The 13,445-nt window shown below is 26.1% G+C and carries 14 protein-coding genes; 4 read left to right on the top strand and 10 right to left on the bottom strand.

Annotation, left to right across the window (positions count from 1 at the left end):
• The first annotated feature begins 116 nt into the window (after positions 1–116).
• Entirely contained in the window at positions 117–554 is a 438-nt protein-coding gene (locus tag AZI32_RS12610; RefSeq protein ID WP_061996178.1) for a GNAT family N-acetyltransferase, read from the top strand.
• Between the two features lie 89 nt (positions 555–643).
• Here the strand turns inward: AZI32_RS12610 and AZI32_RS12605 are convergent, their stop codons facing one another.
• Entirely contained in the window at positions 644–1,363 is a 720-nt protein-coding gene (locus AZI32_RS12605) for an SDR family oxidoreductase (protein WP_010296271.1), read from the bottom strand.
• 350 nt (positions 1,364–1,713) lie between these two features.
• Here AZI32_RS12605 and AZI32_RS12600 point away from each other — a divergent pair, with 350 nt between their 5' ends.
• From AZI32_RS12600 to AZI32_RS12590, 3 genes are all read left to right on the top strand, one after another.
• A complete protein-coding gene (locus AZI32_RS12600; RefSeq protein WP_061996177.1) occupies positions 1,714–2,061 on the top strand; it encodes a helix-turn-helix domain-containing protein in 348 nt (115 codons plus the stop codon).
• Between the two features lie 83 nt (positions 2,062–2,144).
• Positions 2,145–2,630, top strand: a complete 486-nt coding sequence (locus AZI32_RS12595) for a hypothetical protein (RefSeq protein WP_061996176.1) — start codon at positions 2,145–2,147, stop codon at positions 2,628–2,630.
• A complete protein-coding gene (locus AZI32_RS12590; protein ID WP_061996175.1) occupies positions 2,627–3,160 on the top strand; it encodes a permease in 534 nt (177 codons plus the stop codon). The genes AZI32_RS12595 and AZI32_RS12590 overlap by 4 nt, the downstream gene beginning before the upstream one ends.
• Before the next feature lie 28 nt (positions 3,161–3,188).
• Here the strand turns inward: AZI32_RS12590 and msrA are convergent, their stop codons facing one another.
• The 9 genes from msrA to AZI32_RS12550 form a co-directional block, all read right to left on the bottom strand.
• A complete protein-coding gene (msrA, locus tag AZI32_RS12585) occupies positions 3,189–4,145 on the bottom strand; it encodes a peptide-methionine (S)-S-oxide reductase MsrA (protein WP_206406638.1) in 957 nt (318 codons plus the stop codon).
• 318 nt (positions 4,146–4,463) lie between these two features.
• Entirely contained in the window at positions 4,464–4,601 is a 138-nt protein-coding gene (locus AZI32_RS18460; RefSeq protein ID WP_157450912.1) for a hypothetical protein, read from the bottom strand.
• A 60-nt stretch (positions 4,602–4,661) separates the two neighbouring features.
• The gene (locus tag AZI32_RS12580; RefSeq protein WP_061996174.1) at positions 4,662–4,943 is read right to left on the bottom strand and encodes a hypothetical protein; all 282 of its coding nucleotides are present in this window, start codon (positions 4,941–4,943) and stop codon (positions 4,662–4,664) included.
• Positions 4,944–4,957: 14 nt separating this feature from the next.
• Positions 4,958–7,003, bottom strand: coding sequence for a radical SAM peptide maturase, CXXX-repeat target family (locus AZI32_RS12575; protein WP_082761244.1), 2,046 nt, complete (start codon positions 7,001–7,003; stop codon positions 4,958–4,960).
• Between the two features lies 1 nt (position 7,004).
• The gene (locus tag AZI32_RS12570) at positions 7,005–8,678 is read right to left on the bottom strand and encodes an ABC transporter ATP-binding protein (protein WP_061996173.1); all 1,674 of its coding nucleotides are present in this window, start codon (positions 8,676–8,678) and stop codon (positions 7,005–7,007) included.
• A 692-nt stretch (positions 8,679–9,370) separates the two neighbouring features.
• A complete protein-coding gene (locus AZI32_RS12565; RefSeq protein WP_061996172.1) occupies positions 9,371–10,393 on the bottom strand; it encodes an ABC transporter ATP-binding protein in 1,023 nt (340 codons plus the stop codon).
• A 37-nt stretch (positions 10,394–10,430) separates the two neighbouring features.
• Positions 10,431–11,216, bottom strand: coding sequence for an ABC transporter permease subunit (locus tag AZI32_RS12560; protein WP_061996171.1), 786 nt, complete (start codon positions 11,214–11,216; stop codon positions 10,431–10,433).
• Between the two features lie 14 nt (positions 11,217–11,230).
• Positions 11,231–12,091, bottom strand: a complete 861-nt coding sequence (locus AZI32_RS12555; RefSeq protein ID WP_061996170.1) for an ABC transporter permease subunit — start codon at positions 12,089–12,091, stop codon at positions 11,231–11,233.
• Positions 12,081–13,292, bottom strand: coding sequence for an ABC transporter substrate-binding protein (locus AZI32_RS12550; RefSeq protein ID WP_061996169.1), 1,212 nt, complete (start codon positions 13,290–13,292; stop codon positions 12,081–12,083). The genes AZI32_RS12555 and AZI32_RS12550 overlap by 11 nt, the downstream gene beginning before the upstream one ends.
• Positions 13,293–13,445: the final 153 nt, after the last annotated feature.

Below are 13,445 nucleotides of genomic sequence, written 5' to 3'. Positions count from 1 at the left end.
AGTTTTAAAGGGATTAATTTTAAAAATCAATTTGGAACCCTATATAAAAAAATAAATATTAGACTTTAAGAGTTTATTTTTTATTTAAGATATAAATATATAAAAGGGGAAAAATAATGTATTTTAAAGAGATGAATATTTCAAACATAGAACTCATTGTAGATATGTATGTTACTACTTTCAATTCTCCACCTTGGAATGATGAGTGGACAGTTAAAACTGCTTCAAAACGACTATGTCAAATGATGAATTGTGACGGTGCATATGGTCTTATTGCATATGAAGATGAGTTAATTTGTGGTATGATTTTAGGAAATGAAGAACAATTTTATAACGGAATTATATTTAATATTAAAGAATTTTGTGTTAGAAATGATATTCGTAATAAGGGTTTTGGGAAGATGATTTTGGAAGAATTTGAAAAACGTTTGAAAAATAAAGGGATAACAGAGATTGTATTATTTACCTCAAAAGATGATAGTAATGAAAAGTTTTATAAAAAAAGGGGATTTCATACCTTTGACAAACTTGTTATGATGGGTAAAGAATTATAGAATCCTATGTATTATAAAAAATAATTTAGAGGGTATTTAAAATCACCCTCTAAATTTATCTATATTTGAAATTTAGCTTGTAAAATTATTTAATCTTCTTGTTTTGTCTTAGCAATAACAATTTCTCTTATACAAACATCTTGTGGCTGATTATATGCAAAATCTATGCAATTTACTACTTGCCTTGCTTCTAAACCACTTTCTATAGTTTCTTTCCACTGATTATAATCATGTTTTATATTCTCATCAGTTGTATGTGATAAAAGTGACGTTTCAACAACTCCTGGCGCTATTGTTATAACCCTTACATTGCTACTTGCAACCTCTTTTCTTATATTTTCTGAAATTGCATGAACTGCAAACTTTGTTCCACAATACACTGCATGATTATCAAAAGTTTTTCGACCTGCTATTGAACTTATATTAATAACAGTACCTTCATTTCTTTCAACCATATCTTTTAATACTATACTTGTGCCTGTTAATATTCCTTTTATATTTACATCTATCATATTATCCCATTCAGTATAATCTTGTTTTTCTGGATGACCTAATAACATAATTCCAGCACAGTTTACTAAACAATCAACTTTGCCGTATTTACTTTCAGCTTCTTTTATTGCCTTTTCCATTTCTCCCCTATTTGTAACATCAACAGATTTACATATAGAGTTTTTTAGATTTAACCCCTCCATAATCTCTAGTCTTCTTGATATTAATAAGACTGGATGACCGTTTTTAGAAAACATTTTTGCTGTTTCCATTCCAATACCTGAACTTGCACCTGTTACTACAATTAATTTCTTCATATTTTACCTCCATAGATTAAAATTATAATTTTTTATTGTTTATATAGTTTGTATAAAACTATAGTTTTAAATTCTAATTGCCTTAAAGCATCAATCATTATTTTGGATATCCACCTTTTGGAATGAATAATCTTAAAAATCCACTTGAAATCATATAGTTGCAAATTAATTATACCTATGTTAATTTAATCTTTAAAGTACGCACTTAATTGTTATATAGTAACCTTTAGGTTACTATATAATTCTAAAGTTATTCATTTATCAAGTGAGAAAACTTAAATAAGCTGTCAACTATTAATATAATATTAATCTTAAAACTTATATAAATAAATTTTTTAACGGAGGCTTATATGAATAAAATTAAAGTTGTTTGTGAAATGGAGATAACCTTAAATGTAATTGGTGGTAAATGGAAACCATTAATATTACATTTGTTAATATATGAAGGTACAAAAAGATTTGGAGAAATTAAAAACTTCATAGGAAATATTTCACATAAAACATTAACAAACCAATTAAGAGAATTAGAAACGGATGGACTTATTACAAGAACTGTTTATCCAATAGTTCCACCTAAAGTTGAATATAGTATTACAGAAAAGGGAACTAGCCTATCTAACATTTTAGAAGAAATGTGTAAATGGGGTGAAGAAAATCTTACTGAAAAATATGAACTTATTAATCCATTATGTGAATAATTTCAAGATTTTATATAAGAAATAACATAACATTATAAATAATTTATCATATTATATAATGATAGTATTTATGAGGTTTTATTATGACCGGATTTATTTTATATTTTTTAGCTAGTATTCTTCTTTGTTTTTCTTTTTTTAAAAGTAAAGAAAAGACTAAAATAGCACTTAAGTCTTCTATCAAATCCTTTGAAGCTATTATGCCTCAATTTCTAGGTATAATTATAACCATAGGACTGATTCTTGCTATCTTAAATCCGGAAAGTATTTCTAAGTTAATAGGTGAAAATTCCGGATTTTTAGGAGTCTTAATTTCATCAATGATTGGTTCTATTACAATGATGCCAACCTTTGTTGCTTTTTCAACGGGGAACACATTGCTCAAAAATGGTGCTGGTTATAGTCAAGTGGCTGCATTAGTTTCTACTTTAACTTTAGTTGGAATTATGACTTTTTCTTTGGAAGCCAAGTATATCGGTAAAAAAGCCGCTTTTCTTAGAAACTTTATAGCTTTCCTATTTTCTTTTTTAGTAGCTTTTTTGTTTGGAAAGGTTATGATGATTTTATGAATAATTTGTATAAAATTTTAAAACGTTATTCTTTCTTTTTAACCGCTTTGCTTCTATTGATAATAATATTTTTTATTAATCCATATATAGCATTCAATACTTTTGAAAGTGCTAAATCAAACTTTCTACAAATGCTAATGGTGTTGCCACCTATTATGATTTTGCTTGGCCTTATGGATGTTTGGGTTCCACGTAAAACTCTTATGAAATATATGGGTGATAACTCCGGTGCATTAGGAGTTTTTTTTGCCATGCTTATTGGTTCATTAGCAGCAGGACCAATGTATGCTGCCTTTCCCTTTACAGCTGTTTTAATAAAAAAAGGGGTAAAATTTTCAAATATTATAATCTTTATGAATGCTTGGTGTGTAACAAAAATCTCAACATTACTCTTTGAAATATCCTCTTTAGGATATGAGTTTACATTAATTAGATTAATTATAGACATCCCCGGTGTAATCCTAATGGGTTATATAGTTAATTATTTTATGGATGATTATTCCCTAAAAAAACTTTATAATGAAAAATAAAAATCCACAAAAATTTTGTGGATTTTTATTAAACATATTTTTTATATCTACTATAACCTAACTCATCTATTTTATCCCTTGGTATAAACTCCAGTGCAGCTGAATTTATACAATATCTAAGCCCACCAAGTTCCTTAGGTCCATCATCAAACACATGTCCTAAATGAGCATTACTTGACGCACTTCTTACTTCAATTCTCATCATTCCATGACTTAAGTCTTCTTTCTCCTTTACATACCCTCCATTTATAGGTTTTGAAAATGCTGGCCATCCACAGGAACATTTAAACTTATCTTTAGATGAAAATAATGGCTTTTTAGATATTATATCTACATATATCCCATCTTCAAAATAATTATCATATTCATTATCAAAAGGAGGTTCTGTTCCATTTTCCTGTGTTACTATATATTGAAGTCTATTTAAAGAGTTTTTTAATTTTTCTTTTTCATTTTTTGATGTTCTCCACACACTTTCTAAAAAATGCTCCCTTCCTGATCCTTTATAATATGCCTTATATCTTAATGGATTTTTTATGTAGTACCCTTGATGATAATCCTCAGCTTTATAAAAAACTTTTGCCGGTTTTATATCAGTAGCTATAGGTTTATCAAATCTATTGCTTTTTTCGAGATTTTCCTTATATTTAATAGCTATATCTTTTTGTGCTTCATCACTGTAAAATATTACAGTTTTATAGCTTTCTCCTTTATCAAAAAATTGTCCTTCATTATCTGTAGGGTCTATAGATTTAAAAAATGTATCAACTAGTTCTTCATAAGTTATTATATCTTCATCATATGTAATTTCCACTGCTTCATAATGTCCTGTGCCACCATTACAAACTTGTTCATAACTAGGATTTTTTACATCTCCACCAGTATACCCTACAATCACATCTAATACTCCATCATATTTAAAGAACGGTTTAACCATACACCAAAAACATCCGCCAGCAAAAATAGCCTTTTTTATATTTTTCATACTATCACCTTTATTTTTTATTTTTTTATGAATGAAAATTATATTTTTCATTTATAACTTATCTTTCTATAATATTCCCTTTTCTTATAAATTTATTTCTATATAGATTTATGTTTACTTTTGAATCACTATACATTTTCATAGAATTTTTCTTATACTTATTTTTTAATATTTCTTTCATAAATTAATTATTAACAAATTTAAAGGGCCTCCCATATTTTACATTATGAGATAGCCCCTTTTTTATTAAAAATAACACTTATAATACTAAATTTTAAATACTTATTTTTATAAAACCTTTATTAAATTAAAATTTATTTATGCTTTATTATATCCTTTACAGTTCCCAGCACAGTAACCTTTACAATATCCCATACACCAGAATAAGCAGTAACCTGCACAACCATCATTAGTAGTAGCTTTGTTTTTATTTTTTTGTGAATACAATGTTCTCATAAAATCCCCTCCATTAATAATTATCTTATTTTTAATTAAGTGTTATTTTAAATACAATAATTATTTGATATAAATTTCATTTGTATCAAAACACAGTATATAATTCTCTATATCATTAATATTTAATTTATATTTTTCACATACATTATTCCACCAATTTTCCTGTTGAAGTTTTAATTCTACATCCTCCTTATCCACCATTTCCTTAAGCTCCATAAGTTCACCTGGATTTAAATCTGTATGATTTAATGATCCTTTTACTAGCTCCAAACTATCTAGTCTCTTTTCTATATTAAATACACATCTTTTTTCATATTCACTTACCATTACTGCTTTTTCCATAACTTCCTCCTTCATTACCCAATCAATTGTTCTATTAACTCTTTACTTTTCTTAATTTCTATATCTGTTATTAATTCTTGTATTTCTGAGCTTAGATACAACTCATTTGTCTGTTTTTTATTTGCATATATACATTTTTTGCAAACACCTTTTTTATCATCATTTTTTATTTTATTAATATTTCTTTGTAGAATTTCTAATTTATCATAATTAATACCGGTTTTAATATCACCAATATCCAAGTATTCATAATTAAAATAAAACGCCGGACATAGATATAATTTTTTATTAGGTCCAATAGCAAATAGCTCTTTACCTGCACCACAACTATAAACCTTATTGTTTTGAGGATTTACATTATTTAAGGTGTTAATTTCTAATACTTTATCTTCACCTTTCTTTTCCAGAGTTAAATCTATAAGTTTATCTAACTGGCTTTTATATTCTTCTACATCACTGCTTGTCCATTCTTCTAAATCTGAAAACATCAAATTTACTCTTACGTATTCGAAACCTTTGCTTGCTATTTCTACTAATTGGTGTATTTTAAATATGTCTTTTTTTCTTATGTTAATAATAATATTACTGTTTTTATTAACTATTTCATCCTCACTTTTATAAACTTTTATTACATCTTCATTTTTACTATCCGTTGATGTAATATTTATATAATCCTTATATTGTTCTTTATTTAATACATCACCAATTAGTACTGGTTTAAAATCATTATTTTCAGCAAATTCTATAGATTCTTTTAATTGCTCATCATTCATTAAAAATGTCTTTTCTTTATTCTTAATTTCATAATTGCATGTAGACTTTATATCTTCAGACATTATAATCTGCAAAAATTTTTCCTTTTCTTGCTTTTTTAACATACGGATTCTATCTCTTTCTGATTCACAGTTAGTAACCTGTTTATATCGTTCCCAAAAATAATCACAAGCTTTTACATTAGCCTTATGCATTTCACATATACCAGTAGCCCTTTCAAATACCGAACCATACTTTGATTCATCATAATTATGACCACTACAAGATGAACATCCTGATGCTACTTCACATTCCAAACATTTTTTAGGACTTATTGTCTTAATTGTTAAATGATCAAATGCTTTTAATTTATTTTTATCTATACCTTTAATTAAGTTACCAATTTTTAATCCTGGTTTATTATTTAATGTGAAACTCATAAATCTCGTACAAGGATAAAAATTGCCTTCATTATCAATTGCGACCATTTTTCCCGCCCCACAAAATTTGCCTTCATGCTCATCTGAATTTTGTGGAAATCCTATACTAGGATCAAAAAATCTAACATTATATTTATCCCATAATCCATTATCTATAATATAATCAGCTAATTCTTTTAATTGTTCTTCAAATATTACTGGATCTTGTTCATCCCACACATCTTCAAATACAACATTGGCAGATACTTCTTCAATGCCTAAATCCCATAAACTTATAATGCTATCTTTTAATAAATGAATATCTCCATGAGAAAATGTCGCCTTTGTTGACGCCCCAGGAAATTGCTCTAACCATAAAGGAACATTTTTCACAACATCGTCATAGGATCCTTTGTTATCTTTATATACTCTTTGATTGTCATTTTTTTCCTTATTACCATCTAAGCTTATTCCTACAGACAAATGACTTCTATTTTTTTTAATAAAGGCTTGTACACGTTCATCATCATACAATAAACCATTAGTAGATATATTAAACATGTAATTTATTGCCCACGGATGCCCTAAAAGAAAAGTTTTTTGCTTAATATAATCACAAATTCTATCCATTAACTCAATTTCTAAGAGTGGTTCTCCACCGATAAACTCCCATTGAACTGCATTACAAGAATATAAGTCTCTTTTTTGTAATATGTAGTCTATACTTTTTTTAGCTACATCAAAGGTCATTCTATTCTTATTATTTTTTCCAACCATATAACAATACTTACATCTTAACTGACAATCTTGTGTTAATGAGAATGTTATACTATTCGCCTCTTCTGCTTCATATGATGAAAAATCCCCCATTCTAACATTGCTTTCCATATCAAACTACCCCCTTACTTTTTAATAAACAATTATTTAATCTTATAATATTGTCGCAATTTTCTAATATTTTTTCTTTATGCGATACTATAATTACAGTTTTATTCATTTTAATTAATGTCTTCATTACTTCTATTATATTTTCTTCTGAATTGCTATCAGCCGAAGATGTAATCTCATCAAATAAAAAAACTTCTGATTTCCTTAACAAACCTCTTGCTACAGTTAATTTTTGTTTTTGTCCACCTGACAGCTGTATTCCTTTTGTTCCAATTAAAGTATCATATCCCTTATCTAACTCATCTATAAAGTTATGAATATTTACTGATTCACAAACATGTATTATGCTCTTTTCATCACATTTTAAATTTCCTAATGTTAAATTTTCCTTTATAGTAGCTGTAAATAGAAATGTATCCTGTGGTATATATGTTATCTTTTTATACAATTTACTCTTAGAAATTTTATTTAGTTCAATATTGTCAAATAAAATTTCACCTTCATAATCGCTATATAATTTCATTAATAATTTCAATATTGTTGTTTTACCAATACCATTTTCTCCAATTATTCCATTAATACATCTATTTTTTAATCTAAATGATATATTATTTAGTATTTTAGGCATTTCCCTTGAATATGCAAAGGATACATTTTTAAACAAAATTTCATGCTTAAATATAGGATATTCATCATCTAAACATTTAGATTTATTTGCTTTGTCAGAAATAATCTTTTCTATTCTATTTATTGAAACTGTTATTTGTTGTAAATCTTTATTGATACTAGTTATATTAAATAATGAATTGCTAAATGTAGATGCATAACTATTGAATGCTATAAATATTCCTATGGTTAATCTTCCATTATATATTTCATAACAAGCTACTAAAATCAATATTGTATATAATATTCCATTAATTAATTCACCTAATAAATTTGATTTTACATTAACCTTATTAATTTTTTTAGAATTTATATATTGTTTATTTATGATACAATTAAATTTATATTTAATTGTATTTTGAGCCTGTAAAATATTAATTATATTGAACCCTGAAATACACTCTTGATTAAAATTATTATATTCATCTTGAATTTCCTTATATTCTTTATCATAATAAGCCAATTTTTCTCCAAATATTTTGAAAACTACTAAGCTTATAGGAAAATTTAATAGTATTATTATTGCTAATTTATAATTTAATAGAAATAGTACTAATCCTAAGATTATAAATTCAATTAAATCCAATATAACTACGCTTTTTTCAATTAAAAATGTAGATATACTTTCAATATCGTTATTCATTATTGTTATAAATTCACCTTTTGATATAGATTCAAATTCTTTTACTTCTAAATCTAAAATACTTGAACTTATATCTTTTCTTAAATTTAAAGTAACTTTATTAACAAGAATTTTTTTTACATATTCAGTAGCATTTGTTAAGATACTAATTATTGCATATATAATTATGAATTTAATTAATATTACTTTTACCCTTTGCCATTTTGAACCTATGATATTATCAATTAACTTTGCCATTATTATAGGTTGATACATAGTTGCTATAGTCAATATAGTTAATATACTAACCATTAAAAGAATAATTTTACTATGATTTTTTACATACCTTCTATAAACATTATAAATTTTAATATATTTATTTTTCATAATAATCCCCTTTTAAAATTACATTACCTGTCATCTTATATGAATATTATTAAAATTCTAAATGTAATCATATAAAATCAACACCTTTGACAAAATAGTTTGAAAATTTTCTTAATTAAAGTTTCAAATATTTGTTTTGTTTCTAAAAGAATATCATATCTTTTTCAAAAAGTAAATACATTTTTGTTTACTTTATTTATTTTCACAAATCAATTTTATAATTAAACAACTATCTATTCTTAATAAACAACACATTTTAAGCATTTTACAAATCTTAGTTATCATAAATATTAAGTATAAGTAAGCATATTTTTATTTACTTATTACTCCTTATTTTCATATAATCTTTAAGCAAAACTTACATTCATTTTTAATATATTCCTCAATAATGGATACATATAATATTTCAAACCTTTATTTAGCATATTAATCATTCTTATAGGGTTTCAAGTTCACTTTTAAAATTATTCACTTCAAAACTTGGATACCCAAAATAGTGAGACATGCTCCGAATCACTTAGAATTTGGCAGTATATTTTAAAATTATCGAATAAATTTAAATAGGGGGTTGTTTCCCTATATTACTTTTATTATTAAATTCAAAATCATAGTTTTAAGTATTAAAATAAAAGGATTATTCAAACATAAAATATAAATTCTATGTTTGAATAACCCTTTATTTTATAATATTTTTATTTAAAATAAACTATATTATCTAAATTTATTTTTACTTTTACTTTTTCCATTTTGTTATATGAGTGCTCTTTAGAAAAAGTCTTAATTATATTTTCTTTTACCTTTATATCATAATATGTAAATTCACCAACGTATTTCTTTTTATATATTATTCCCTCTATGCCCTCTGTTTTATCACTTTTATGTATTTGTATATCCTCTTTTGGTATCATAACTTCAACATGATCTAAATTTTTTATGTAATTGGTTTTGAAATTTAAAATTTCACTATTAAAAAACCATTTTTTTATATTTCCACTTATATAATTTCTTTCTCCAAATATATTAGCAACTTCTTTAGTTTTAGGATTTTTATATAAATTAATAGGAGTATCAAATTGCATTATAGTACCATTTAACATAACAGCTATTTTATCACTCATCATTAATGCCTCTTCTTTATCATGAGTTACTAGTATAGTAGTTATATTTAAATCTTTTTGCAAAGTTAATACAAATTCTCTCATTTCATTTCTTAAATTTATATCTAAGCTTGAAAATGGTTCATCTAAAAGTAAAACTTTAGGATTAACTGCTAAAGTTCTTGCTATAGCTACCCTTTGCTTTTGTCCCCCTGATAATTGTGATGGATACTTATTTTCATATCCTTTTAATTTTACCAAATCAAAAAGCCTACTCACTTTTACCTTTCTTTCTGATTTTTTTAATTTTCTCATTTTAAGACCAAACTCTACATTTTCATAAGCCGTCATATGTGGGAAAAGTGAATAATCTTGAAATACTATAACAGCATCCCTTTTGTCTGCTTTTTTTTCAATTACTGATTCATTATTAAAAATCACATCTCCACCATCTGGTTTTAAAAGGCCTGCTATTACCTTTAAAGTAGTACTTTTACCACAACCTGAAGGACCTAAAAGTGTTATCATCTCTCCATGATTTATATGTAAATTTATATTGTTTAAAACATCTACATTTTGAAATTTTTTATATATATTAATTAGCTCAACACTGGACATTTAAATTATCTACTCCCTATTTATATTTTTATATATACTAATCAAAAAAACTCTTTTCTCTGTTATAGCGATGCTTTACACCCCACTCTATTAAAATTAGTACAATTATACTTACTATCAAAAATACCATACTATATAAAGCGGATATTGTTCTATCACCACTTTGAATATATGGAAACATCACTATGGGATAAGTTACAATATTTCCACCACCTATAATAAGTACTAAGAAATATTGACTAAAAGAAATTATAAAAGACATACTTGCTGCTCCTATAATTCCTGGTAATATTAGTGGAAAAGTTACATATTTAAAAGTATTATATCTATCAGCACCTAACATTTTTGCCTGCATTTCAAATTTATCTCCTACTATCTTGTAAACATCTCCTATTATTCTCACAGCATAAGGAATACACGGCAATATATTTATTATAATAACACCTGCCATTGTATTTGCTAAACCTAATTTTATAAAAGTTATATGTACTCCCATGACTATAGAAATTAATGGGACTATTATAGGGGATATTATAAGTAATTCAAAGAACTTTTTACCTTTAAACTCATATAATGTTATCGCCTTTGCTGCTGGTACACTTATAATAATTGTTATAAAAGTAGTTACTATAGCTACAGTTACACTTACTAAAAGAATTTGTAAATTTCCCCCTATTAAAAGATATTCAAATCCTCTTAAAGAAATTTTTTTAGGAAACATATACGGAAATGGCCAAGAATTAGTAAATGACCATATACATAGCATTAAAAGTGGCGCTATTAAAATCATAATTGCAAAATCTATAATATTTTTTTTATTCATATTTTCATTCTCACCTATATTTTATAATTGTAAATTTTTTTGAAAATTTTATTATAAATCATTAATAATAGAAAACTTAATAATGATAATATAACATTTATACACATTGCTATAGGTCTTTTAGTCAAATCTGAACTTATATAATTTAAATAAGCCTCAACTGCAAGAGTTTTAGGTGTGGATGGTCCTATTAAAAATGGAACCTCAAAAGCCCCAAATGAAAAAGCAAATAGTAAAATAAAAGACGAAAGTATAGCTGGAAGGGATAACGGTAATATCACATGTATAAAACTTTGCAATTTATTTGCACCTAAATTCATAGCAACACTTTCCAACTTATCACTTGTATTTTTTAGGATATTATAGGTTGTAACAGCAGTAAATGGGACTCCCTTCCATAGATAAACTAAAATTATCCCAATACCATTTTTGTCAGATACTAAAGAAAAAAACTGTGATGGATCATTTATTATTCCTATATTATACAATAACCTTGCAATAAATCCCGTCTTTGAAAACAACATAATCATCAACAATACAACTATTATATGAGGAATTATTATAGGAAGGTTAACTAATCCATACCTAAACGTTGAAAATTTATCTTTTGATAAGAAATAAGCAAAAATAACTCCTAATATTGTAGCTAACATTGATGATATTAACGCTATGTTTAGCGTAAAAAAGAATGAACTTATAAATTTAGGATTTGATAATACCTCCTTATAATAAGCAAAACTTATATTATAAAGACCTATGCCTTCAAAATATCCTAAACTCTGAAAAATACAATTTATTATTCCAACTCCCATTATCCCTAATAATATTAATGACACTGGAATAAGAAGAATATATGGTTTTAGTCTACTTTTCACCTTCTAGAACCTCTTCCATCCATATTTCTTCTATTATTGGTACCAACCCTGCCTTTAATTCAGGTAATGATTTTTCTATACTAATACTTTCACCAAACTTTTTCATATCTTCTTCATTAATTTTGTTTTTGTCTAATACTGATACATCTCCCCAATTTTTAATATCATTTTTAGAAGCTTGAGCATCTATACTTGTCAAAAAATTTATAAGCATTATAGCTCCAGCTTTGTTTTTACTATTTCCAGGTATAGCTAAGAAATGTGTATTGCTTATATTTCCCTTATCAAATTCAATAATTTTTGTATTCTTACTAAATTCGCCTGTCTCTATCATGCCTAATAACGCATTTGGTGAATACGTCATAGTAAAATACACTTCTGCATCAGAATACATATTTTCAAGTTGAGCAGAAGTTGCAGGATAAGTCCTACCATTATTCCACAAGTAAGGTTTTATAGAATTTAAATACTCCATTGCTGGTTTTATAGCCGTTCTTACTATTTCCTTATCTTCTGGAAGATCTTTTACATTATCGTAACCTACAATATCATATATTATATTTCTTACAAATGCACTTCCTGTAAAATCTGGCAACGCTGGATAAGTAAATTTTCCTGGATTTGCTTTTATAATTTTTTCTAGATCTGTTGAATTTGTTATAGTATCAGTTATTTTAGAATCATCAACAGCTATTACAAATTGAGCTTTTCCAAAAGGCGCTTCTAATCCTTCTACACTTGTTCCAAAATCTATTTTTACATCTTCAGAATCTTTATCTATGTATTTTTCATAGTTAGGTAATTTATCCACAAAAGGTCCAAATAATAGACTATTGTCTTTTGCAGATTTAAAATTTTCTCCATTTAACCAAACTACATCAATATTTCCACTTGCATTACCTGCTTGTTTTTCAGAAATTAATTTATTCATGATATTCTCTATATCCATTCCAACTCTTTTTACTGTGATATTATGTTTTTCCTTCATTTGTGGTATGACATAAGTATCAAACCACTTATTCATCACTTCATTACCACCATACCCATAAAAGTTTACAGTACTCTCTTTAGAATAACTTTCTATATCTTCATAACTCATATTGGATACATCTACATTTTCAATATTCTTAGCTTTATTAGAACAACCAATTAACCCCAAAACAAAAATTATGCATATTGTAAATAAAAATTTCTTCTTCATTAAACTTACTGCTACTCAAAATATGGACAAAAATACCCATATTGAGATTTTTCCTGTTTCAATGTACTCCATTTTTCCGAAGCTACTTTGGTTTATATAGCACTCCACAGGCCTAAATTCCCATCTAGCCAACGGTACATATATAAGTATCTA

Origin of the sequence: Clostridium sp. ATCC 25772 (assembly GCF_001573875.1) — a bacterium.
Taxonomy (GTDB): domain Bacteria; phylum Bacillota; class Clostridia; order Clostridiales; family Clostridiaceae; genus Clostridium_J; species Clostridium_J senegalense.
This window is presented reverse-complemented; position numbering and strand designations above follow the sequence as displayed.